Raw genomic sequence first — 22061 nt, forward strand, 5'->3', positions numbered from 1 at the left:
GCGCGGGCTAAGATCATCGGCGGAGGCGTGTGAGCGCCTGGTGGCCTCCCCGGCCTTCAAAGCCGACGGTCCCGAGGATCTCGGGACGGCGGGTTCGATTCCCGTACGCCTCCGCCACGCGACGTCCCCCCGCCACCCGGCGGGGGGACGTCGGCGCCTCGTGGAGGCGGCGGCGTAGCGTGGAGGCATGAGGCGCCGGAAGATCGCCTACGGGATCATGATGGGGACGTGCCTCCTGCTGTTCGTGCTGGCCTGGGCCGTCGTCCGGCACTGGTCGCACGCCGCCGCGATCGCGATGTCGGTCGTCGCGCTCGCCATCCCCCCGTTCGCGGCGATCGTGGCGAACTGGAACATCGACCGCCGCGACTGAGCGCCCCGGGTCCGGCGCCGCGCCGGCCCTCCCGCGCTACTCGGCGCCCTTCGGCTGCGGCGGCTCCTTCATGCTGAAGCGGACCTGGTCGCCCTCGACCGCGGTGACGGTGACGGTCAGCGGGTAGGCGCCGCCCTTGGCGTCGTGGACGACGCACTCGATCGTGGTGCCGACCTCGCCCCTGAGGTCCTGCGGGCAGTCGGCCGTCGCCGGGCCGATGCCGCCGTCGTCGAAGGGCGGGCCGAACTTGGCGACGATCTGCTCCTCCACTGCGTCGGCGGAGACCGTCTTGGTCACCTCGCAGGCGGCGGTGGTCAGCGCCAAGGCGCCGATGATGGCGGGTACGGCAAGGTACTTGCGCATCGGTGTCGTGCTCCCCGTGTTCTTGTGCGTGCCCGTGCGCGGCTGTACGCACGTGGCCAGACGGCGCCCCGGGTCCCCTGCGGGGCCGCCGTTGGTACGTTCCGATGCTCGGTCCCCGGCCGCCCCGGGCGCCAGGGCGCCCGGTCCCGAGAAGAAGGGGACCGGAAAAGGGACAGAGCCGTCCGAACTTTTCGTTACCGGCGGGTATCCGGGGTACCGTCACGGCATGGGGCGGATCACCGTGCGCAAGCCCGTGCTGCGGGTGAGCACGTCCGGCGCGCGGGGCCGCCGGCCGGACACGCTCGCGGTGGAGGAGCCGCTGGAGATCCGCGTCGCCGGCAAGCCGCTCACGATCACCATGCGCACCCCGGGCCACGACTTCGACCTGGTCGCCGGCTTCCTGGCGGCCGAGGGCGTCATCGCGGACGCGCGCGACCTCACCGCCATGCGCTACTGCGCCGACACCGCCGAGCAGAACACCCTCGACGTCGCGCTGGCGCCCGGTGTGGCGCCGCCGGACGACTCGATGACCCGGGCGTTCACCACCACGAGCGCGTGCGGCGTGTGCGGCAAGTCCAGCATCGAGGCGCTGCGCGCCGACCGGCCGTACGAGGTGGCCGCCGACCCGCTGCGGATCACGCCGGAGGTGCTGGCGGTGCTGCCGGAGCGGCTGCGGGAGGCGCAGCGGGTGTTCGACCGGACGGGCGGGCTGCACGCGGCCGGGCTGTTCGGCGCCGGCGGCGAGCTGCTGGCGGTGCGCGAGGACGTCGGGCGGCACAACGCGGTCGACAAGGTCGTCGGGTGGGCGCTGCGGCAGGGGCGGCTGCCGCTGGCCGGGACGGTCCTGATGGTGAGCGGCCGCGCGTCGTTCGAGCTGACGCAGAAGGCGATGACCGCGGGCGTCCCGGTGCTCGCGGCGGTGTCGGCGCCGTCGTCGCTGGCGGTGGAACTGGCCGAGGAAGCCGGGATGACGCTGGTCGGCTTCCTGCGCGGCGAGACCATGAACGTGTACGCGGGTGCGGATCGCATCGCCCTGTGAGGGGCGCCTCTTGTCATCACGAGCCTAAAACCAAGCGGTAACTTGTTGGTTCGGGCGCAAGAAACCGTCCACCTCCCAGGGGTTGACTGTCGCCTCAACGCACACACGCGCGCGCTGAGAGCGAGGACGGCATGACGAGGCCCCTGACAGGCGGCGCACCGGCGACCGGCATCGATGAGCGCCATCCGCCGATCAAGCCTCGGCGCGTGTCCTTCGACTGGTCGGCGACGCCCCTGCACTGGGTGCCGGGCGATCCCGTCGCCACGCACATCATCAACTCGTTCCACATCGTCCTGCCCGAGGGCGAGAAGTGGTTCATCCAGTGCGTCAAGGACGCCCGCCCCTACATCAAGGACGAGCGGCTGCTGGAGGAGATCAAGGGGTTCATCGGCCAGGAGATGGTGCACGCCCGCTCCCACCAGGGGGTGCTGGACCAGATCCTGGAGGCCGGCGGCATCGACGTCTCCAGGATCACGGACGCGGCGGCCAAGGGCAACGCCGAGCGGCCCGCGCAGATGGCGGCGCTGAAGGAGCGCAACCCGCGGGCGTGGCGGCGGCGGCTGCGGTTCGAGCTGGCCGCGGTCGCCTCGATCGAGCACTACACCGCCGTCCTCGGCCAGTGGATCATGGACAACGAGCGGTTCGAGAAGGCCGGCGTCGACCCGACCATGCTGGACCTGCTGCGCTGGCACGGGGCCGAGGAGGTCGAGCACCGGTCGGTGGTGTTCGACGTCTACAAGGCCATGGGCGGCCGCTACCCGACGCGCGTCGCGGCCTGGGTGGTGTCGCTGTTCTTCCTGTACTGGGCGCTGATCGGCGGGTCGCTGTACCTGCTCAAGCACGACCCGACCATCAAGAAGCGGGTGACGCCCCTGCGGGTGTACCGGTCGTACCGGCGGTCGGTCCGGCTGGGCCACGTGCCCGGCATCTTCCGGCTGCTGCTCGGCGAGGCGCCCGTCTACCTGAGGCCGAACCACCACCCCTCCAAGGTGTGCTCGACCCCGCGCGCGCTTGAGTACCTGACGCGGTCCCCGGCGGCGAAGGCCGCGGGCTACGACCCGTACTAGCGCGCCCGCTCCCCCTGCCCGCCCCCAGCCCGAGGGCCCGTACCGCCGCGCCGTACGGGCCCTCGTTCAATGCAGCCCTCGTTCAATGCAGCCCTCGTTCAATGCAGCCCTCGTTCAATGCAGCCCTCGTTCCATGCAGCCCTCGTTCCATGCGGGCCGTGGCGGGGCTCACGCCGCGTCCGCTTGACCACGGGGCGATTCGGCGATTTATTACCAAGATGTCCAATAAAGCGGCCGGCGGCCCCCTGGCCCGCGGGCGCCGGGTCCGCGGCGACGGCGTCGACCTCGCCGTCTACGAGCAGGGCGACCCCTCGCGTCCGACGGTGCTGCTCGTCCACGGCTACCCCGACACCCACGCGGTGTGGGACGAGGTGGCCGAGCGGCTCGCCGGGCGGTTCCACGTCGTCCGCTACGACGTGCGCGGCGCGGGCGCTTCGTCGCGTCCGTTCGGCCGCAAGCGCTACACCTTCGACTACCTGATGTCCGACATGAGGGCCGTGCTGGACGCCGTCGCGCCCGAGCGCGAGGTGCACCTCGTCGGGCACGACTGGGGTTCGATCCAGGGGTGGGAGGCGGCGTGCACCATGCCGGACCGCTTCGCCTCCTTCACCTCCATCTCCGGCCCCTGCCTGGACCACGTCGGGCACTGGATGCGGCGCAACCTCACCCGCCCCACCCCGGCCAACCTGCGCCGGGCCATGGGCCAGGGCCTGCGGTCCTGGTACATCTACGCCTTCCAGACGCCGGTCCTGCCGGAACTGCTGTGGACGGCCGGGATGACCAAGCCGTTCAACCTGGCACTGGCCCTGGGCGAGGGCGTCCCGCCGCGCCCGGGGCACCCCGCGCGGACCATGGCGCGCGACGCCGCGGCCGGCGTCGGCCTGTACCGGGCGAACATGCTGCGGCGGCTGCGCGGGCCGCGCGACCGGCGCACGGACGTCCCGACGCAGGTCGTCGTCCCGACCAGGGACCTGTTCGTCTCGCCGCACCTGGTGGGCGGCCTCGGCGAGCGCGTCCCGAACCTGTCGCTGCGGCCCGTCGCGGCCGGGCACTGGGTGCCGCGCAGCCACCCCGGCCTCGTCGCGCGCTGCGTCGCCGAGCACGTCACGGCCGTGGAGGGCGGTCCGCTGACGGCCGCCGAGTCCCGGTCCCTGGAGCGGGCGCGGGTCCGGCCGGGGCGGGCGCCGTTCGGCGGGTCGCTCGTCGTCGTCACGGGAGCGGGCGGCGGCGTCGGCCGCGCCACAGCGCTGGCGTTCGCCCGGCGCGGCGCCGAGGTCGTCACCGCCGACCTCGACCTGGCGTCCGCCCGGCGCACCGCCGAACTCGCCGGGCTGGCCGGACCGCGCGGGCACGCCTACCGGGTGGACGTGTCCGACCCCGCCGCGATGGAGGACTTCGCCAAGGCCGTCCTGCACGAGCACGGGGTACCGGACGTCGTCGTCAACGCCGCGGACGCCGACATGGCCGGCTCGTTCTTCGACCACTCCGCCGAGGACTGGCGCGGCCTCCTGGACGTCAATCTGGGGGGCGCCGTCCACGGCTCGCGGCTCTTCGCGCGGCAGATGGCGGAGCGCGGCCTGGGCGGCCACATCGTCACCACCGCGTCGGCCGCCGCGTTCACGCCGTCGCGCGCCCGGCCCGCCTACGCCACGAGCAAGGCGGCCGTGCTGATGCTGTCGGAATGCCTGCGCGCCGAACTGAAGGGCAAGGGCATCGGGGTCACCGCCGCCTGCGCCGGCCCCCGGGCGCGGCCGGAGCGGGTCGCCGAGCGGATCGTCGCGGCGGTGCGCGGCGACCGGGCCGTCGCCGTGACGCCGGCGGCGCGGCCCGCCCGGCTGGCCGCCCGCGCCGCGCCGGGCGCGGTGCGGCTGCTCGCCCGCCGCGAGCCGGGCCGGGCGCGGGGCTGACCGCCGCCCGCCCGGGCACCCCCTAGGGTGATCACCGGGAGGGATGCCGCATGGCGGACGCCGTGGTCATCGGGGCGGGGCACAACGGGCTGGTCGCGGCCAACGTGCTGGCCGACGCGGGCTGGGACGTCGAGGTCCTGGAGGCGCAGCCGGAGCCGGGCGGCGCCGTGCGCAGCGACCGGGGCGTCCACCCCGACTACGTCAGCGACCTGTGCAGCGCGTTCTACCCGCTCGGCGCGGCGTCCCCGGTCATGCGGGCGCTGGACCTCCAACGGCACGGGCTGCGCTGGCGGCACGCGCCGGCCGTCCTCGCGCACCCGCTGCCTGACGGGCGCTCCGCCGTCCTGGAACGCGACCGCGACGCGACCGCCGCGAGCCTGGAGGCGCTGGGCGCGGGCGACGGCGAGGCGTGGCTGCGGCTGTGCGCCATGTGGGACGAGACGGGGGACGGCGTCCTGCGGGCCCTGTTCACCCCGTTCCCGCCGGTCCGGGCGGCGCTGCCGCTGGCGGCGGCGCTGCGCCGCGCGGGCGGCCTGCGCGCCGTGCGGCGGCTGCTGGCGCCCGTCCGCACGCTCGGGGAGCAGGAGTTCACCGGGCCGGGCGGGCCGCTGCTGCTCGCCGGGTCGGCGCTGCACACCGACATGTTCCCCGAGTCGACCGCGGGCTCGGTGTTCGGCTGGCTGCTCGCGATGATCGGCCAGCGGGACGGCTGGCCGGTCCCCGAGGGCGGGGCGGGCGAGCTGACGGCCGCGCTCGTGCGGCGGCTGGAGTCGCGCGGCGGGCGGGTCCGCTGCGGCGTCCCGGTCGCCTCGGTCGTCGTCCGGGGCGGGCGCGCGCTCGGCGTGCGGACCGCGTCCGGGGAGCCGGTGCGCGCCGCCAGGGCCGTGCTCGCGGACGTGGCGGCGCCCGCGCTCTACGGCGGCCTGGTCGGCTGGTCCGACCTGCCCGGCTCGCTGCGCGCCGACATGCGCCGCTTCGACTGGGACCACGCCACCTTCAAGGTCGACTGGGCGCTGTCGGGCCCGATCCCCTGGGCGGCCCCGGACGCCGGGCGGGCCGGGACCGTGCACCTGTCCCCCGGCATGGAGGCGCTGACCGACTACAGCGCGGACCTCGCCACCGGCCGCGTGCCGGCCGAGCCGTTCGCGCTGCTCGGCCAGATGACGACCGCCGACCCGGCCCGCTCCCCCGCCGGGACCGAGTCGGTCTGGGCGTACACGCACGTCCCCCACCGCGTGCGGGCCGACGCGGGCCCCGACGGCATCACCGGCGCCTGGGACGAGCGCGAGCAGGACGCCATGGCCGGCCGCCTGGAGGGCGTCGTCGAGCGCCTCGCGCCCGGCTTCCGCGCCCGGATCACCGCCCGCCGCGTCACCGCGCCGCCCGCCTTCGCCGACCACGACGCCAACCTCGTCAACGGCGCCCTCAACGGCGGGACCGCGCTGATCCACCAGCAGCTGGTGTTCCGGCCCGTCCCCGGCCTCGGCCGGGCCGAGACCCCCGTCGCGGGCCTGTACCTGGCGTCCGCGTCCGCCCATCCCGGCGGCGGCGTGCACGGCGCCTGCGGGGCCAACGCCGCCCGCGCCGCGCTCGCCCACGCCGGGCCCGCGGGCCGCGTCCTCACCCCCGCCCTCCGGGGCCTGAGCCGCCTCCTCGCGCCGTAGGTTTACCGGCGCGGGGTTTTCCTCGGCGCCGGAACATGCGACCTTGTCAGGACGACGCGGGTGGCGGCCACCCGGCGACCGGCAGCGGAGCGTGAGGCATGCGGATTCGCGACATCCTTCGGCGGAAAGGCGACACGGTGGCCACGGTGCGGCCCGACGCCACCGTGCGGCACCTGCTCGCCGTCCTGGCGGAGCACAACATCGGGGCGGTGGTCGTCTCCCCGGACGGCGCGTCGATCTCCGGCATCGTGTCCGAGCGCGACGTCGTGCGCAGGCTGCACGACCGCGGCGCGGCCCTGCTGGACCGGCCCGTCTCCGACATCATGACCGCGGAGGTCCGCAGCTGCGGCCCCGGCGACAAGGTCGAGGACCTGCGCCGCACCATGACCGAGCACCGCTTCCGGCACGCGCCCGTCGTCGAGGACGGCCGGCTCGCCGGGATCGTCAGCATCGGCGACGTCGTCAAGAGCGCCATCGACGAGCTGGAGAGCGAGCGCGAGCACCTGGTGGGCTACATCCAGAACGCCCCCTGACCCTCCCGGCCGCCCCGCACTGACCGGCGGGAGCCGGCGGGGAGGCGGTCACACGTAGGCGGGCAGGGTGCGCGCCGCCGGGGCCGCCTGCACCTCCCGGTGGGCCAGGGCGAGGCGCTCGACGGCCGTGCGCAGCGCGTCCGGCGGCAGCACGTACGGCAGCCGCACGTAGTCCTCCAGGACGCCGTCCGCGCCGAACACCGGCCCGGCGACGACCCGGACGCCGAGCCGCTCGGCCGCCTCCGCCAGCGCCGTCGCGACGGGCGCGCCGATGCGCGCCCACAGCGACATGCCGCCGGCGGGCAGCCGGAACTCCCAGCCGGGCAGCAGCTCGCGCAGCGCCCCGGCCAGCGCGTCCCGGCCGCGCAGCAGGGTCCGCGCGCGCTCGGCGCGGACCTCCTCCACCCGCAGCAGCAGCTCCCGGACGATCAGCTGGTCGAGGACCGGGCTGGCCATGTCGAACGGCTCCCGGGCCAGCACGAGGCGGCGCGCCAGCGGCGCGGTCGTGCGGATCCAGCCGATGCGCAGCCCGCCCCACAGCAGCTTGGAGGCCGACCCGACGGTGATGACCCGGCCGCCGTTGTCGTAGGCGGCCAGCGGCGCCTCGCGCGGCGCGTCCAGGTCGTGGGCGAGGTCGGCGAACGTCTCGTCGGCGACGAGGAACGCGTCGGCGCGGCGCGCGGCGTCGACGAGCGCGGCCCGGTCCGCCGCCGGCATCAGGTACCCGGTCGGGTTGTGGAAGTCGGGGACGGTGTAGGCCATCCGGACGGCGGCCTGCCGCATCGCGCCCGCCGCGAGCTCGATGTCCCAGCCCTCGTTCACCCCGACCGGGACGAGCCGGGCGCCGCGGCGGCGCAGCGCGCCGAGGGCGTGCGGATAGGTCGGGCGCTCGACCATGACGGCGTCGCCCGGCTCCACCAGCAGCTGCGTCAGCAGCGTGAACGCGTGCTGGGCGCCGGTGGTGACGACGATCTGGTCGTCGCGGGTCGGGACGCCGCGCGCGGTGTACCCGGCGGCGACGACCTGCCGCAGCCCGGCCAGCCCGGCGGGCTCGTAGCCGGGCCCCGAGCTGTAGCGGGGCAGCTCGGCGACGGCGGCGGCGACGGCCTCCTCGAAGATCGCCGGGGCGCCGGGGGTGGCGCAGCCGAGGTCGATGAAGGACCCGTCGTCCGGCACCGGGTACGCCTTGCCGTACCGCCCGCCGGCGGGCGCGTCGGCGCGCCGCTCGACCGCCGACATCCGCACCGGGGGCAGCGCCGTCCAGCTGCCCGCGCCCTGCCGGCTCTCGATGTAGCCCTCTTCGCGGAGCCGGTCGTAGGCGGTCGTCACGGTGGTGCGGCTGACGCCGAGGGCGGCGGCGAGGTCGCGCTCGGCGGGCAGCCGGGTGCGCAGGGCCAGCCGGCCGTCCAGGACGAGGGCGCGCACCGACCGGGCCAGCGCGGCGTAGACGGGGCGGTCCCGCGAGACGTCCCCCAGCAGCCGGGCCAGGTGCGGGCCGCTCACATAGCGGGTGCTCATACAAGCCACTTTCGCATAATTGGCCCTACAAAGACCAGTCCACTTCACGCCAGAGTGGGTCCGGAAGATGGCCACTCATGGTGTTGGAGGCGGATAATGGCCTTGATGGCGCGGCGACTCGTACAGCTCTACGTTGGATTGGCCTTGTACGGGCTCGGGATCGCCCTCCAGGTGTCGTCCGGCCTCGGGAACGATCCATGGGACGTCTTCCACCAGGGGCTCTCCCGGCGCTTCGGCCTGTCGATCGGCGTGTGGATCATCATCGCGGGCGCGGTGGTGATGCTCGCCTGGATCCCGCTGCGGCAGCGGCCCGGGATCGGGACGATCAGCAACGTCGTCCTCGTGGGCGCGTTCGCCGACCTGTTCCTGTGGCTGCTGCCCGCGCCGGACGCGCTCGCGGTCCGCTGGGTCTTCCTCGTCGTCGCGGTGCTCGCCGGCGGCGTCGCGACCGGCTGCTACATCGGCGCGGGCCTCGGCCCCGGCCCGCGCGACGGGCTGATGACGGGGATCGCCGCGCGCGGCCACTCGATCCGGGTGGTCCGGACGGGGATCGAGCTGGCCGTGCTCGCCGCCGGCTGGCTGCTCGGCGGCACCGTCGGCCTCGGGACGGTGCTGTACGCGCTGGCGATCGGCCCGCTGACGCACGTCTTCCTGCCGATGCTGACGGTGAAGGCCCCGGCCCCCGATCCGGCGCCCGAGCCGGAACCCGCCCCCGCCTAGCGGGGGAACAGCTGGGCCTAGCGGGCGAACAGGCGGACGGCCTGCTCCGCCGCGGCGGCCAGCAGCGGCGCGGCGTCGGCCTTCAGCTCCGCCAGGGTGCGGGGCCCGTCGGCGAGGCTGAACGCGGCGGTGAGGCCGAGCGCGTGCAGCTCGTCCAGCGGCCCGGCGACGCCGCCGGCCAAGGCCAGGCAGGGGACGCCGCTCTCGCGGGCGAGGGCGGCGACGGCGGAGACGACCTTGCCGCCCGCGCTCTGCCCGTCCACCCGGCCCTCGCCGGTGATGACCAGGTCGGCGCCCGCGAGGGCGGCCGGGAGCCCGACCGCGGCGGCGACGAGCGCGGCCCCGGCGGCCGGCTCGGCGCCGAGCACCCCGGCGAGGCCGCCGCAGGTGCCGCCGGCCGCGCCCGCGCCGGGCAGGTCGTGGACGCGGGGGCCGCCGCGCGCGGCGAGCACGTCGGCGAAGACGGTGAGGGCGGCGTCCAGCTCGGCGACCTGCGCGGCCGACGCGCCCTTCTGCGGGCCGAACACGGCGGCGGCGCCGGCCGGGCCGACGAGCGGGTTGGTGACATCGCAGGCGACCTGGAACCGGGTCGCGCGGACCGCGTCCGGCAGCCCGGAGTCGTCGATCGCGGCGAGCCGGGCGAGGGCCGCGCCGCCGGGCGGCAGCTCCGCCCCGGCGGCGTCCAGGAAGCGGACGCCGAGGGCGCGCAGCAGCCCGGTGCCGCCGTCGGTGCTGGCGCTGCCGCCGACGCACACGAGCACCTCCCGGGCGCCGCGCCGCACCGCGTCCGCGATCAGCTCGCCGGTGCCGCCGGTGGCGGCGTTCAGCGGGTCCGGCGGGACGTCCTCGACCAGCGGCAGCCCGGACGCGGCGGCCAGCTCCACCACGGCGGACCGCCCGTCGCCGGACAGCGCGTAGCGGGCCTTGACCGGGCGGCCCAGCGGGTCGGTGGCGGCGACCTCGACGGCGTCGCCGCCGCGGGCGGCCAGGAAGCAGTCGAGGGTGCCCTCGCCGCCGTCGGCCATCGGCACCGCGGCCACCTCGGCGTCCGGTACGGCCCGGCGCGCGCCCGCCGCGACGGCGGCGCACACCTCCGCCGCGGACAGGCTGCCCTTGAACGAGTCGGGCGCGACGACGATCCGCATCAGTGCTCGGCCGCCAGGGTGGCGAGGACGGACGAGAACTCCTCCGGAAGGACCATCGTGTCGCCCTCGTAGCGGGTCTCCAGGTAGGTCAGCTCGCCCGCGCGCCACCAGTACAGGTGCGGGCTGAGCGAGCCGGGGCCCTCCTCGTAGGCGCGGTGGGCCTGCGCCTGAAGCTCGGTCGCCGCCGCGACGGCCGCCCGGTACCGCGCCCGCGGGTGCCCTTCGGCGATCCGCAGCGGGTGGGCGACGATGAGGCTGCGGTTCGGCGCGATCACCAGCGCCCCGTAGGGGCCGATCGGCAGGTACTCCTCCAGCCACGCCAGGTGCGTGACGGCGTAGAACGTCCAGCCGTGCAGGACGGAGACGCGGACGCCGCCGAGGTCCTGCTCGTCGAGCTGGAGGGGCCCGTCGGCGCGGACGTTGGCGCGGCCCAGCATGAACAGCGCGTCGCCGGAGACGGGCCAGCCGTTCATCTCGTCGGTGGTGACGGTGCGCACCGTGGTGGGCGTGTCGACCACCACGGCCTCGATCAGGCCGGGCGCGAACGGCCGGGCGGCGAGCACGCCGTTGTCGGCCTCCGCCGGGTAGATGCGGGTGCGCAGCAGGTGCTGGGCGAGGTCGAAGTCGCTGAGGTCCAGCGGCTCCTCGATCGCGGTGACGATCGTGGTGACGTGGTCGGAGACCAGCGCCGGCCAGTCGTCGCGCGGCACGAGGCGGGCGAGCTGGCGCAGGTCGCGCAGGCTGACGTGCAGCCGGTTCGCGCCCTCCAGCAGCATCACCTCGCCGGGCGCGGGGGTGCAGCGGTAGCCGAGGCTCTCGGCGACCAGTACCAGCAGCGAGTCGAGGGTCCCGTCGTCCCAGGGTTCGGGACGGGCATGGCGGCCGCTCATCGCGCACCTCCCGGGGGCGCTTCGAGGGTGAGCGCGCCGGGTTCCGGCACGGCGGGGTGCGGATCTTGCGGGGGCTGCGGGGAGGCCGTGAGGACGGCGGGGGCGCCGAGTTCGAGGGTCAGCTGGCGGGGGCCGTGCCCGGCGGGCAGCCCGGCCAGCACCGGGACGCCGAGCGGGCCGAGCCGGGCGGCGAACACCGCGTCGAGCTCGGCGGGGTCGCCGCAGTCGCACCAGGTGCCGAGCGCCACCCCGGCCGCGCCGTCGAACCAGCCGGACTGCAGGAGCTGGACGAGCATCCGGTCGATCCGGTAGGGCGCCTCGGTGACGTCCTCCAGGAAGACGATGCGGCCCGCCGCGGGCGGCGGGGCGTACGGGGTGCCGGCGAGGGCCGCCAGGAGCGACAGGGTGCCGCCGGTGAGCGGGCCCTCGGCGCGCCCCGGGCGGAGGGCGTGCGTGCCCGGCAGCGTGACGGTGCCGCCGAACAGGGCGGCGCGGAGGGCGGCGAGGGTGCCGGCGTCGGGATCGTCGTCGGCGAGGAGGCCGGCGGGCATGGGGCCGAAGGACGTCGTGACCTCCAGGCGCGTTCCAAAGGCCGCGTGCAGTGCGGTGATGTCGCTGGAGCCGTGCAGGATCTTGGGCGCGCCGGACGCGGCCGTGGCGGCGGCGAGGGCGTCCCAGTCAAGGTGGTCCAGGACGCGGGTCGCGCCGTAGCCGCCGCGCGCGCAGACCACCGCGCGGACGCGCGGGTCGCACCAGGCGGACTGCAGGTCGGCGGCCCGGTCGGCGTCGCCCCCGGCGAGCCGGTGCCAGTCCTCGCGGACGGGCCCGGGGGCGCCGAGGTTGACTCGGTCGAGGGCGTGCTTGCCGACCACGGCGTCAAGACCGAGGTCGCGCAGCAGCGCGCAGCCCGCCTCAAGGCGGGCGGGTTCGGCGGGGCCGCTGGGCGCGATCACCGCGACCCGGTCGCCGGGCCGCAACCGCCCGTACCTGCGGGCCCGTCGCGCCCGGCCGCGGTCTCCGGGCATGCCGGTGCCCGGCGCGGCCGGCGGCCCGTCGGCCGTCTCCGCGCGGGCGCCCCCGCTTTTCAACCCGATCCCTCCTCGCACCGCGACGGATAGAGCTTGTCAGGATCCGGACGCCAGTGGAAGAGGCGCCCGGTCACGACCCGCCAACAGATCACCGCCAGCAGATCACCGCCGACGGCCACGCCGGCGGATCATCGCCCCGTGCCGAGCGCGAGGCCCGCGAGGCGCGGCGGCGTCTCGCCGATGGGCCGCCGCAGGACCGCGTCGGCCAGCCCATCGTACGGGGTCGGCCCGGCATTGATGATCACCGGCCGGGCGCCGGTGTCGAGCGCCTCCGCGCACGGCCCGGCGGCGGGCCGCACGGCCGGGTCCAGGGGCACGGGCGGGTCGGCGAGGTAGGAGCCGGTCGTGGACATCGCCTCCGCCGCCGGCTGCCTGGTCCAGGCGCCGTGCGGGCCGCGGAGGTCGGGGATGCCGCTGCCGGTGGAGACCACGGCGCCGGTCGGCACAGTGATCGCGCCGACGTTGGGCAGAAGCTCGGCGAGCGTCAGGGGAACGTCCACTCTGACAGGGTAGGTCCCGCGCGCAGGTCCGCGTCCGCTCCGGTTAACGGATGGGTATCGGGCCGGCCCTTACGCTGGGTCACGGACCGGCCAGTCCGCAAAAGGTGACAAACTTGGCCTGGTATGAGGTCGACGCCGCACATCCTGGTGGTCAACGGCACCAAGGTCCGCCGCCCGGTGTTCATCCTGGGGGCTCCGCACTCGGGTGCGGAGCTGCTGGCGCGCGCGGTCAAGCGGACCCCCGGCTTCCACCTGACGACCGGCCGGCCCGGTGTGCTGCGCGTCACGTACGCGTTCGCGCGGCAGCCCTCGATCGCCTCCGACCGGGAGAAGGGCGCGGCGCGGGTGCTGCGGGACGCCTACGCCGAGGCGTGGCTGGTCTCGGCGCGGGCCTGCGCGCAGTGCGCGGACGAGTGCCGCGAGCTGGGCGGGCTGCCGCCCCGGCCCCCGGCGCCGCCCGGCCCGCCCGGCCCGGCGCCCGGACCCGCGGAGGCGTGCGCGGACGCGCAGGGCCTGGAGCGGTTCGCCGACGCCTCCCCCGACCTGATCTACAGCGCCGACGTGCTGCTGGACGCCTTCCCCGACGCCCAGCTCGTCCAGGTGATCCGGGACGGCCGGGACGCGGTCGCCGACATGCTGGACGACGAGCGCTGCCTCGCCTGGTTCAAGCCCGGCCTGGCCAACCTCGACACCGTGTTCCCCAACCCGTTCTTCGGCGTCGAGGACCACACCGACCGCAACCGCTGGCCGCGCGCGGCCGCCGCGGTCAAGTGCGCGCTGCGCTGGCGCGGCTCGGTGCGGCTCAGCGCGAAGCTGCGGCAGCAGGTCCCCGAGGAGCAGCTGCTCACCGTCCGGTACGAGGACCTGCTGGCCAAGCCGCGCGCCATCGCCGCGGGCCTGTCGGAGTACCTCGACGCGCGCGTCCCGAGGTCCGCGCTGTCGGGCCTGGTGCGGGCGGGCGAGGCGGCCGACGGCGGGGTCGGGGCCTGGCGCGACCGGCTCACCCCCCGCCAGGCCGCCCAGGTCGAGAAGGTCGCGGGGACCGAGCTGCGCAGGCTCGGCTACCGCACCGGCGCGCAGGGCTGACCGCGGCGGGGCCGCCGCCGGGCGCCTACTCGGCGCCCAGCGGCTCGGTCTGCCGCTCGGCGTCCCGCTGGTGGGCGAACTGCGTGCGGTACAGCTCGGCGTACAGGCCGCCCTCCAGCAGCAGTTCCTCGTGCCGGCCGCGCTCGGCGACCCGGCCGCCGTCGATCACCAGGATCTGGTCGGCCTCCCGGATCGTGGACAGCCGGTGCGCGATCACCAGCGACGTCCGGCCGGCGAGCGCGGTGCGCAGCGCCCGCTGCACGGCCGCCTCGGACTCGGAGTCCAGGTGCGCGGTCGCCTCGTCCAGCACCACCACCGACGGCGCCTTGAGCAGCAGCCGGGCGATCGCGAGGCGCTGCTTCTCGCCGCCCGACAGCCGGTAGCCGCGGTCGCCGACGACGGTGTCCAGGCCGTCGGCCATCTCGGCGACGAGGCCGCCGACGTGCGCGGCCTCCAGCGCGGCAAGGATCTCCTCGTCGGTCGCGTCCGGGCGGGCGTAGCGCATGTTCTCGCGGATCGTGTCGTGGAACAGGTGCGCGTCCTGGCTGACGACGCCGATCTCGGCGCGCAGCGACTCCAGCGTCACGTCGCGGACGTCGGCGCCGCCGATCCGGACCGCGCCGCCGGACACGTCGTACAGCCGCGACACCAGGTGGGTGATCGTCGACTTGCCCGCGCCGGACGGCCCGACGAGCGCGACGAGCTGCCCCGGCTCGGCCCGGAAGTCCACGTCGTGCAGGACCTCGCGGCCGGGCGAGGTGTCGGTGCGGGCGATCGACTCCAGCGAGGCCAGCGACACCTCGTCCGCCGCCGGGTAGGCGAACCGGACGTGGTCGAACTCGATCGACGGCGCCTTGGTCGTGCTCGCGGCGGCGGTGCGTCCCTCGCCGAGCGCGCGGGCGCCCTCGCGGTCGCGGATCAGCGGCTTGAGGTCCAGGACCTCGAAGACCCGGTCGAAGCTGACGAGCGCGGTCATGACGTCCACGTGGACGTTGGACAGCGCGGTCAGCGGCCCGTACATGCGGGTCAGCAGCGTCGCGAGCGCGACGAGCGTGCCGAGCTGCAGGGTGTCGCCGACGACGAGGTAGCCGCCGACGCCGTAGACCATGGCGGTCGCGAGCGCCGCGACGAGCGTCAGGGCGGTGAAGAAGACCCGCCCGTACATGGCGGCGACGACGCCGATGTCGCGGACGCGGGCGGCGCGGCCGGAGAAGTTCTCCTCCTCCTCGGCGGGCCGCCCGTACAGCTTGGCGAGCATGGCGCCGGCGACGTTGAAGCGCTCGGTCATCAGCGAGCCCATCTCGGCGTCCAGCACCATCTGCTCGCGGCTGACGCGCTGCAGCCGCTTGCCGACCCACTTGGCCGGCAGGATGAAGATCGGGAGCAGCAGCAGCGCGATCAGTGTGACCTGCCACGACAGGAACAGCATCGTCGCCAGCACCAGGATCAGGCTGATCACGTTGGACACCACCGACGACAGCGTGGTGGTGAGGGCGCGCTGCGCGCCGATCACGTCGTTGTTGAGGCGGCTGACGAGCGAGCCCGTCTGCGCCCGCATGAAGAACGCGACGGGCTGCCGCTGGACGTGCGCGAACACCTGGCTGCGTAGGTCGTAGATGAGCCCCTCGCCGACGCGCGCCGAGTACCAGCGCTGGACGAGGCCGAGCACCGCCTCCACCAGCGCGAGGCCCGCCACGGCGACGGCGAGCCAGACCACGACGTCCTGCCGGCCCGGCACGATGCCGCTGTCGATGATCGACTTCAGCAGCAGCGGGTTCGCGACGACGATCAGCGCGGCCAGCGAGTTCAGCGCGAGGAAGATCACCAGCTCGCGCACATAGGGCCGGGCGTACCCCGCGATCCGCCTGACGGTGCCGGGCTTGAGCTTCTGCCGGGTGACGGAGCTGTCCTTGCGGAACGAGGCCATCACCTGCCAGCCGTTGCCCGGCGATCCCGGCATTCCCACATCTGCCTCCGGCGCGTCATGCCGTCGATGCCGACGGCATCGACGTAATCAAGTAAGCATCTCAGTATCCGGCGGGGACAACGCCGCCCCGCCCGCCGGGCTTCCCGGCTCCGCTCACGGCGTAACGGCTCTGGACAACACGCCCCGCCGGTGTAACTGTGATCATCACCCCCAGGCTCGCACCCCCCAGGAGCCCGCAGATGAAACGACGCCTCCACGGCGGCGCCGGCGCGCTCACCCTCGCCGCCGCGCTCGCCGCCGCGACCGCCCTCCCGGCGGCGGCGGACGTCCCCACGAAGGACGGCGCCGCACCCCGCCCCACGGTGGCGCACGGGGAGACGCAGCCGGTGTTCTCCCGCGCCGACGCCGTCACCCAGACCGTCACCATCGAGACCACGGCCGACAGCGACCGCGACGGCGTGCGCGACCGGGTGCAGATGCGGATCATGCGCCCGAAGGAGACCGCCACCGCCGGCCTGAAGGTCCCGACGATCCTGGAGGCCAGCCCCTACTGGGCCGGGATCCACAACGTCCCGAACCACCCGGTCGACATCGGCGACGCGCGGGCGCGCTCCCTGACGACCACGCAGCGCGACCTCGCCGACGTGTTCCCCGGCTACTACGACAACTACTTCCTGCCGCGCGGGTACGCGGTCGCCAACCTCGACAGCATCGGGACGGGCGGCTCGACCGGCTGCCCGACGTCCGGCGACCGCAGCGAGCAGGCGGGCGCCAAGGCCGCCGTGGACTGGCTGAACGGCCGCGCCCGCGGCTGGTCCCCGGACGGCGCCCCGGTGAAGGCGACCTGGTCCACCGGGAACGTCGGCATGATCGGCCAGTCCTACAACGGGACGCTGCCCAACATGGCCGCCGCGACCGGCGTCGAGGGGCTGAAGGCCATCGTCCCGATCGCCGGGATCTCCAGCTGGTACGACTACTACCGCGCGGGCGGCGGCGTCGTCGCGCCCGGCGGCTACCAGGGCGAGGACCTCGACGTCCTGGCCAAGGCGGTGCTGACCCGCGAGCACCCCAAGGTCTGCGCGAAGGTCATCGAGGAGATCGAGGCGACGCAGGACCGCGAGACCGGCGACTACTCCAAGGTGTGGGCCGCGCGCGACTACGTCGGGCAGGCGCGCAAGGTGCGCGCCGCCGTCATGGTCGTGCACGGGCTCAACGACTGGAACGTCAAGGTCAAGAACTCCGTGCAGTGGTGGAACGCGCTCAAGGAGGCGGGCGTCCCGCGCAAGCTGTGGCTGCACCAGGGCAACCACTCCACGCCGTTCCGCTGGCGGGTCGAGGAGTGGCTGCGGCAGACCCACCACTGGTTCGACCGCTACCTGTACGGGATCCGCAACGGGATCGAGCGCGAGCCGCGCGTCGACGTCGAGCACGCGGACGGGACGTGGGAGACCGCCCGGGACTGGCCCGTCCCCGGCACCCGCACCGTCCCGGTCAGCCTGAACGCCGGGCCGTCCGGGCAGCCGGGCACCCTCGGCCCGCGGCCCCGGCCCGGGGCGCCCCAGTCGTTCACGGACGCGGGCAGGACCCGTACCGCCGAGCAGCTGCTCGCCGGCGAGGACCAGGCCGACCCGAACCGGCTCGCCTACCTGAGCGGGCCGCTGCCGAGCGCCGTCCGGGTCGACGGGATCCCCTCGGTGTCGCTGCGGGCCTCCCTGGACGGCCGGTCGCCGTACCTGACCGCGCTGCTGGTCGACTACGGCACCGACACCCGCCCGACCGGCTCCCGCGTCACCACGGCCGAGCAGGTGTGCTTCGGGGAGAGCGTGCCGGGCGACCCCGGCTGCACCTACCGGCAGGAGCTGGCAACCCGGACCGCCCCGTACAAGATCATCACTCGGGGGTGGCTGGACGCCCGGAACCGGCACGGTCTCAGCCGCAGCGAGCCCGTCGTGGCCGGGAAGGCCTACACGTTCCGGTGGGACCTCGAACCCACCGACTACACCGTGAAGGCCGGCCACCGGCTCGGCGTGATCCTGCTGTCCACCGACTACGACTACACGCTGCGCTACCCCGCCGGGACCGAGGTCGCCGTGCGGCCCGGTGTCAGCCGGGTGCTGCTGCCGCTGGCGCGCGGCGGCCGGGAGGCGCTGAAGTAGCCGCGCCGGGGCGGGCCGGGCGTCCCCCGGCCCGCCCCGCGGCGGTCACGTGCCGAACATCTCCCGCAGCCGGCCGATCTGCTCGCGGCGCTCGGCGGCGCACTGCTGCTCGAGCGTGTTCTCGGCGGCCTCCCACAGCAGCCGCTTGGTCGCCACGGCCGCGCCGGGGTTGACGGCGAGCAGCGCCTCGGTCAGGTCGCGGACGGCGCCGTCCAGGCCGTCGCGCGGGACGACGATCTCGGCCAGGCCCAGCCGGGCCGCCTCGTCGGCGAGCACGGTGCGCGCCGTCAGGCACAGCTCCAGCGCCCGCCCGATGCCGACGATCTCCACCAGCGGCTTGGTGCCGGTCAGGTCGGGGACGAGCCCGAGCGCGGGCTCCTTCATGCAGAACTTGGCGTCGTCGGCGGCGACGCGGATGTCGCAGGCCAGCGCGAGCTGGAACCCGCCGCCGATGGCGTGGCCGTGCACGGCCGCGACCGTGACGATCTCCGGGCGCCGCAGCCAGGTGTAGCCCTCCTGCAGCTCGGCGATGAACCGGTCGGTCGCCGCGGCGTCCGAGCCGTCGCTGAAGCCCTCGCCCTCACCGGAGAACATGCCGAGGTCGATCCCGGCGGAGAAGCACGCCCCCTCGCCCCGCAGCACGACGACGCGCACGTCCGCGGGCAGGGAGCGCCCGATCGCGGCGAGCCCCCGCCACGTGTCGAACGTCATGGCGTTGCGCCGCTCGGGCCGGTTCAGGGTGACGGTCGCGACGGCGCCGTCCACCTCCAGGCGGAGCCCCGCCTTGACCAGGTCGGCCGGGCCCGTGGCCGTTTCCGGCCGTCCGGCCGCTGTCGCGTCCCCCACAGGTCTTCCTTTCGATGAGCGTGCCCCCGCCGGATCCGGCGGGGGCATGGCGGGCCCGCCCCGCCGTCCACGGGGCGGGACCCGCTCGCCCGTCCGCCGCCGCGACCGAACCCTACTCGGTCGGCCGCGGCGCCGGATCAGGCGGTGCGCTCATCCGGGGGCCGTTGTCCGGTCAGGACTTCTTGCCCCGGGTCGCGCCGCCGCGACCGCGCAGGTTGACGCCGGACTCGGTCAGAATCCGGTGGATGAAACCGTAGGAGCGGCCGGTGGCGGCTGCCAGGGCGCGGATGCTCTCACCGGAGTCGTACCTCTTCTTCAGGTCCGCCGCCAGCTTGTCGCGCTCGGCACCGGTCACGCGGGTGCCCTTCTTAAGGGTCTCGGCCACGAGTACCTCCCGTAGTGATGTGGTGACCGCTGCGTTATCCCCCGCCATGATCAGTCATTCCCGGCTGTTCGGCTACCCACTCGGCCAGAAAAGATCTGCGGAAGTCACCGCGCAGGTCACGCGAGCGCCACCAGATCGGCAAACTCGTCACTCCAGATGTCTTCCACCCCATCCGGCAGCAAAATCACTCTTTCCGGCGCGAGCGCGTCCACGGCGCCCTCGTCGTGGGTCACCAGGACGATGGCCCCGGCGAACGTCCGCAGGGCGCCGAGGATCTCCTCGCGGCTCGCCGGGTCGAGGTTGTTGGTGGGCTCGTCCAGCAGCAGCACGTTCGCGCTCGACACCACCAGCATCGCCAGCGCCAGCCGGGTCTTCTCGCCGCCGGACAGGACGCCGGCGGGCTTGTCGACATCGTCGCCGGAGAACAGGAACGAGCCGAGGATCTTGCGGACCTCCACCGGCGCCATGCCGGGCGCGGCCGACTGCATGTTCTCCAGCACGGACCTGTCGACGTCGAGGGTCTCGTGCTCCTGCGCGTAGTAGCCGACCCGCAGCCCGTGGCCGGGCACCACCGAGCCGGTGTCGGGCTTGTCCACGCCCGCCAGCAGGCGCAGCAGCGTGGTCTTCCCGGCGCCGTTCAGGCCGAGGATGACGACGCGGCTGCCCCGGTCGACGGCCAGGTCCACGTCGGTGAAAATCTCCAAAGATCCGTACGATTTCGACAAACCCTCCGCGGTGAGGGGGGTCCTGCCGCACGGCGCCGGCTCCGGGAAGCGGATCTTGGCGACCTTGTCGGCCTGCCGCTCGCCCTCCACGCCCGCCATCAGCTGCCGGGCGCGCCGGTCCATCTGCTGGGCCGCCTTCGCCTTGGTCGCCTTGGCGCGCATCTTGTCGGCCTGCGACAGCAGCGCCGACGCCTGCCGGTGCGCGTTGGCCGACTCGCGCTTGCGGCGCCGCTCGTCGGTCTCCCGCTGGTCGAGGTACTTCTTCCAGCCGACGTTGTAGATGTCGATCACGCTGCGGTTGGCGTCCAGGTGGAACACCCGGTTGACCACGGCGCCGAGCAGCTCCACGTCGTGGCTGATCACGACCAGGCCGCCCTGGTGGCCCTTGAGGAAGTCGCGGAGCCAGACGATGGAGTCGGCGTCCAGGTGGTTGGTCGGCTCGTCCAGCAGCAGGGTGTCGGCGCCGGAGAACAGGATGCGGGCCAGCTCGACGCGGCGCCGCTGGCCGCCCGACAGCGTCCCGAGCGGCTGGGTCAGCACCCGGTCGGGCAGGCCGAGGCTGGAGGCGATCGACGCCGCCTCCGCCTCCGCGCTGTAGCCGCCGAGCACGTGCAGCCGCTCCTCCAGCCGCCCGTACCGGCGGACGGCCTTGTCCCGCTCGGCGCCCGAAGCGGTCGCCATGGCGTCCTCGGCGGCGCGCAGCTCGCGGATCACCTCGTCCAGGCCGCGGGCGGACAGGATCCGGTCGCGGGCCAGCTCGTCGAGGTCGACGCCGCGCGGGTCCTGCGGCAGGTAGCCGATCGTGCCGGAGGACGTCACGGCGCCCTGCGCTGGCGGCGCCTCCCCCGCCAGCACCTTGGTGAGGGTGGTCTTGCCGGCGCCGTTGCGGCCGACGAAGCCCACCCGGTCGCCGGGGTTGACCCGGAACGAGGCGGCCTCGATCAGCAGCCGGGCCCCGGCGCGCAGCTCGATGTCTTTCGCAATGATCACAGTGACAGGGCTCCCCTGACGGACGGCTCGGTGGACAGGCGCGCGAAACGGCGCGCCGCGCGGTCCATCGACCGTGGGCGCGCCGGGCGCACTGTCAGTTCGGGAGCGGAACCATCTCCTCAGTGTACGGGACCCGCCGAGCGGAGCTCGTCCGTTGATCGGTGGCGGGTGGGGGCCGGCGAACGGGGGCCGGACCCGGCCATCGGTTTTCCGGCGCGAACGTCATGTGTGAACGCCGCCGGCGGGGCCAGTATGAAGGTGGCGGCGTGCGGCGGAACGGCACCGGGGCCCGGGCGGTCCCGGCATGAAGGAGTGTGAGTCGGATGACCCAGGTCACCGGAAACGCGCCGGAGGGGACGCCGAACTGGCTCGACATCGGCGTCCCGGACCTCGAGCGCGCGAAGACGTTCTACGGGACGCTCTTCGGCTGGCAGTTCCTGGACTCGGGCCCGGACGCGGGCCACTACAACCTGTGCCAGGTGCGCGGGGAGTCCGTCGCCGGGATGATGCGCAACCCCGACGACCAGCCCGACGAGTACTGGTGGTGCGTCTACTTCGCCGCGGACGACTGCGACGGCCTGGTCAAGCGGGCCGCCGACGCGGGCGGCGAGGTCGTCGTCCCCGCCATGGACGTGATGGACCTCGGCCGCATGGCCATCCTCAAGGACCCGCAGGGCGCCCAGTTCGGCCTGTGGCAGGGGCGCGCGCACGTGGGCTCGGCGATCGTCAACGAGCCGGGGTCGTTCGTGTGGAACGAGCTGGTCACGCCCGACTCCGGGGCCGCCTGCGAGTTCTACCGGACGCTGTTCGGCTACGAGTTGGAGGCGATGCCGGGCGGCATGGACTACACCGTCCTGAAGCGCCCCGACGGCCGCTACATCGGCGGCGTCGCCGGCGGGTCCGGCGTCGTGGTCGGCGGCGCCGGCGGCGAGGTCCCGTCCTGGATGACGTACTTCGCGGTCGGCGACGCCGACGAGGCGGTCCGCCGGGTCCGGGCGGGCGGCGGCACGGTCGACGCCGAGCCGGCCGACAGCCCCTACGGCCGGTCGGCCCCCGTCCGCGACCCGTTCGGGGTGCCCTTCCACGTGATGAGGCCGGCGCCCGAACCCGCGCCGTGACCGCTCTTCGGGGGCCCGGCCGCG

The 22061-nt window shown here is 74.9% G+C and carries 20 protein-coding genes and 1 tRNA gene; 11 read left to right on the forward strand and 10 right to left on the reverse strand.

The annotated features are described in order from the left end of the window. Positions 1-21 precede the first annotated feature (21 nt). Positions 22-117, forward strand: a tRNA-Sec gene (locus HUT06_RS22990). A gap of 70 nt (positions 118-187) precedes the next feature. After that, positions 188-370: a DUF3099 domain-containing protein gene (locus HUT06_RS22995; protein WP_176197616.1), complete on the forward strand. Its 183-nt coding sequence runs from the start codon at positions 188-190 to the stop codon at positions 368-370. A gap of 36 nt (positions 371-406) precedes the next feature. Here the strand turns inward: HUT06_RS22995 and HUT06_RS23000 are convergent, their stop codons facing one another. Then, positions 407-733, reverse strand: a complete 327-nt coding sequence (locus tag HUT06_RS23000) for a DUF4333 domain-containing protein (RefSeq protein WP_176197617.1) — start codon at positions 731-733, stop codon at positions 407-409. Between the two features lie 226 nt (positions 734-959). On the opposite strand from HUT06_RS23000, the gene fdhD reads away from it, so the two are divergent. The 5 genes from fdhD to HUT06_RS23025 all read left to right on the forward strand — a co-directional run bounded on the left by fdhD (position 960) and on the right by HUT06_RS23025 (position 6943). Beyond that, positions 960-1772 carry a formate dehydrogenase accessory sulfurtransferase FdhD gene (gene fdhD, locus HUT06_RS23005; protein ID WP_176197618.1) on the forward strand — a complete coding sequence of 271 codons (813 nt, stop codon included), beginning with the start codon at positions 960-962 and terminating at the stop codon, positions 1770-1772. Positions 1773-1978: 206 nt separating this feature from the next. Then, positions 1979-2839, forward strand: a complete 861-nt coding sequence (locus HUT06_RS23010; RefSeq protein WP_368406986.1) for a metal-dependent hydrolase — start codon at positions 1979-1981, stop codon at positions 2837-2839. A gap of 218 nt (positions 2840-3057) precedes the next feature. After that, positions 3058-4746 (forward strand): SDR family oxidoreductase, encoded by a 1689-nt coding sequence (locus tag HUT06_RS23015; protein ID WP_176197620.1) that lies wholly within the window; start codon positions 3058-3060, stop codon positions 4744-4746. A gap of 50 nt (positions 4747-4796) precedes the next feature. Further along, positions 4797-6410, forward strand: coding sequence for an NAD(P)/FAD-dependent oxidoreductase (locus HUT06_RS23020; RefSeq protein ID WP_176197621.1), 1614 nt, complete (start codon positions 4797-4799; stop codon positions 6408-6410). Positions 6411-6508: 98 nt separating this feature from the next. Then, complete coding sequence (locus tag HUT06_RS23025) at positions 6509-6943, forward strand: CBS domain-containing protein (protein WP_176197622.1); 435 nt, start codon at positions 6509-6511, stop codon at positions 6941-6943. Positions 6944-6991: 48 nt separating this feature from the next. Here the strand turns inward: HUT06_RS23025 and HUT06_RS23030 are convergent, their stop codons facing one another. Beyond that, positions 6992-8461 carry a PLP-dependent aminotransferase family protein gene (locus tag HUT06_RS23030; protein WP_176197623.1) on the reverse strand — a complete coding sequence of 490 codons (1470 nt, stop codon included), beginning with the start codon at positions 8459-8461 and terminating at the stop codon, positions 6992-6994. Positions 8462-8557: 96 nt separating this feature from the next. Between HUT06_RS23030 and HUT06_RS23035 the strand changes: the two genes are divergently transcribed. Continuing rightward, complete coding sequence (locus HUT06_RS23035; protein ID WP_176197624.1) at positions 8558-9181, forward strand: YitT family protein; 624 nt, start codon at positions 8558-8560, stop codon at positions 9179-9181. 17 nt (positions 9182-9198) lie between these two features. Here HUT06_RS23035 and HUT06_RS23040 read toward each other — a convergent pair whose 3' ends face one another. The 4 genes from HUT06_RS23040 to HUT06_RS23055 all read right to left on the reverse strand — a co-directional run bounded on the left by HUT06_RS23040 (position 9199) and on the right by HUT06_RS23055 (position 12804). Further along, a complete protein-coding gene (locus tag HUT06_RS23040; RefSeq protein ID WP_176197625.1) occupies positions 9199-10326 on the reverse strand; it encodes a glycerate kinase in 1128 nt (375 codons plus the stop codon). Then, the gene (locus tag HUT06_RS23045; RefSeq protein WP_176197626.1) at positions 10326-11216 is read right to left on the reverse strand and encodes a hypothetical protein; all 891 of its coding nucleotides are present in this window, start codon (positions 11214-11216) and stop codon (positions 10326-10328) included. Before HUT06_RS23045 ends, HUT06_RS23040 begins: the two co-directional genes overlap by 1 nt. After that, the gene (locus HUT06_RS23050) at positions 11213-12304 is read right to left on the reverse strand and encodes an LD-carboxypeptidase (protein ID WP_254715338.1); all 1092 of its coding nucleotides are present in this window, start codon (positions 12302-12304) and stop codon (positions 11213-11215) included. The genes HUT06_RS23045 and HUT06_RS23050 overlap by 4 nt, the downstream gene beginning before the upstream one ends. Before the next feature lie 128 nt (positions 12305-12432). Next, on the reverse strand, positions 12433-12804 hold the full coding sequence (locus HUT06_RS23055) for a hypothetical protein (RefSeq protein ID WP_176197627.1): 372 nt from the start codon (positions 12802-12804) through the stop codon (positions 12433-12435). 123 nt (positions 12805-12927) lie between these two features. On the opposite strand from HUT06_RS23055, the gene HUT06_RS23060 reads away from it, so the two are divergent. After that, positions 12928-13890 carry a sulfotransferase gene (locus tag HUT06_RS23060; protein WP_176197628.1) on the forward strand — a complete coding sequence of 321 codons (963 nt, stop codon included), beginning with the start codon at positions 12928-12930 and terminating at the stop codon, positions 13888-13890. A gap of 25 nt (positions 13891-13915) precedes the next feature. Here HUT06_RS23060 and HUT06_RS23065 read toward each other — a convergent pair whose 3' ends face one another. Continuing rightward, complete coding sequence (locus HUT06_RS23065) at positions 13916-15850, reverse strand: ABC transporter ATP-binding protein (protein ID WP_176197629.1); 1935 nt, start codon at positions 15848-15850, stop codon at positions 13916-13918. 206 nt (positions 15851-16056) lie between these two features. On the opposite strand from HUT06_RS23065, the gene HUT06_RS23070 reads away from it, so the two are divergent. After that, positions 16057-17973: a Xaa-Pro dipeptidyl-peptidase gene (locus HUT06_RS23070; RefSeq protein WP_176197630.1), complete on the forward strand. Its 1917-nt coding sequence runs from the start codon at positions 16057-16059 to the stop codon at positions 17971-17973. 45 nt (positions 17974-18018) lie between these two features. Here the strand turns inward: HUT06_RS23070 and HUT06_RS23075 are convergent, their stop codons facing one another. The 3 genes from HUT06_RS23075 to HUT06_RS23085 all read right to left on the reverse strand — a co-directional run bounded on the left by HUT06_RS23075 (position 18019) and on the right by HUT06_RS23085 (position 20919). Continuing rightward, a complete protein-coding gene (locus HUT06_RS23075) occupies positions 18019-18819 on the reverse strand; it encodes an enoyl-CoA hydratase/isomerase family protein (protein WP_254715339.1) in 801 nt (266 codons plus the stop codon). Positions 18820-18991: 172 nt separating this feature from the next. Then, on the reverse strand, positions 18992-19204 hold the full coding sequence (locus tag HUT06_RS23080) for a helix-turn-helix domain-containing protein (protein ID WP_021596738.1): 213 nt from the start codon (positions 19202-19204) through the stop codon (positions 18992-18994). 116 nt (positions 19205-19320) lie between these two features. Further along, a complete protein-coding gene (locus HUT06_RS23085) occupies positions 19321-20919 on the reverse strand; it encodes an ABC-F family ATP-binding cassette domain-containing protein (RefSeq protein WP_176197632.1) in 1599 nt (532 codons plus the stop codon). A 323-nt stretch (positions 20920-21242) separates the two neighbouring features. On the opposite strand from HUT06_RS23085, the gene HUT06_RS23090 reads away from it, so the two are divergent. Continuing rightward, complete coding sequence (locus tag HUT06_RS23090; RefSeq protein ID WP_176197633.1) at positions 21243-22037, forward strand: VOC family protein; 795 nt, start codon at positions 21243-21245, stop codon at positions 22035-22037. Positions 22038-22061: the final 24 nt, after the last annotated feature.

Origin of the sequence: Actinomadura sp. NAK00032, from assembly GCF_013364275.1 — a bacterium.
Lineage (GTDB): Bacteria > Actinomycetota > Actinomycetes > Streptosporangiales > Streptosporangiaceae > Spirillospora.

Excerpts from the sequence above, each read along its gene's own strand:
- HUT06_RS23035 (WP_176197624.1), top strand. The coding sequence starts at position 8,558 with ATGGCCTTGATGGCGCGGCGACTCGTACAGCTCTACGTTGGATTGGCC.
- HUT06_RS23015 (WP_176197620.1), top strand. The coding sequence starts at position 3,058 with ATGTCCAATAAAGCGGCCGGCGGCCCCCTGGCCCGCGGGCGCCGGGTC.
- HUT06_RS22995 (WP_176197616.1), top strand. The coding sequence starts at position 188 with ATGAGGCGCCGGAAGATCGCCTACGGGATCATGATGGGGACGTGCCTC.
- HUT06_RS23040 (WP_176197625.1), bottom strand. The coding sequence starts at position 10,326 with ATGCGGATCGTCGTCGCGCCCGACTCGTTCAAGGGCAGCCTGTCCGCG.
- HUT06_RS23025 (WP_176197622.1), top strand. The coding sequence starts at position 6,509 with ATGCGGATTCGCGACATCCTTCGGCGGAAAGGCGACACGGTGGCCACG.
- HUT06_RS23045 (WP_176197626.1), bottom strand. The coding sequence starts at position 11,216 with ATGAGCGGCCGCCATGCCCGTCCCGAACCCTGGGACGACGGGACCCTC.
- HUT06_RS23065 (WP_176197629.1), bottom strand. The coding sequence starts at position 15,850 with ATGCCGGGATCGCCGGGCAACGGCTGGCAGGTGATGGCCTCGTTCCGC.
- HUT06_RS23070 (WP_176197630.1), top strand. The coding sequence starts at position 16,057 with ATGAAACGACGCCTCCACGGCGGCGCCGGCGCGCTCACCCTCGCCGCC.
- HUT06_RS23090 (WP_176197633.1), top strand. The coding sequence starts at position 21,243 with ATGACCCAGGTCACCGGAAACGCGCCGGAGGGGACGCCGAACTGGCTC.
- HUT06_RS23000 (WP_176197617.1), bottom strand. The coding sequence starts at position 733 with ATGCGCAAGTACCTTGCCGTACCCGCCATCATCGGCGCCTTGGCGCTG.
- fdhD (WP_176197618.1), top strand. The coding sequence starts at position 960 with ATGGGGCGGATCACCGTGCGCAAGCCCGTGCTGCGGGTGAGCACGTCC.
- HUT06_RS23030 (WP_176197623.1), bottom strand. The coding sequence starts at position 8,461 with ATGAGCACCCGCTATGTGAGCGGCCCGCACCTGGCCCGGCTGCTGGGG.
- HUT06_RS23060 (WP_176197628.1), top strand. The coding sequence starts at position 12,928 with ATGAGGTCGACGCCGCACATCCTGGTGGTCAACGGCACCAAGGTCCGC.
- HUT06_RS23020 (WP_176197621.1), top strand. The coding sequence starts at position 4,797 with ATGGCGGACGCCGTGGTCATCGGGGCGGGGCACAACGGGCTGGTCGCG.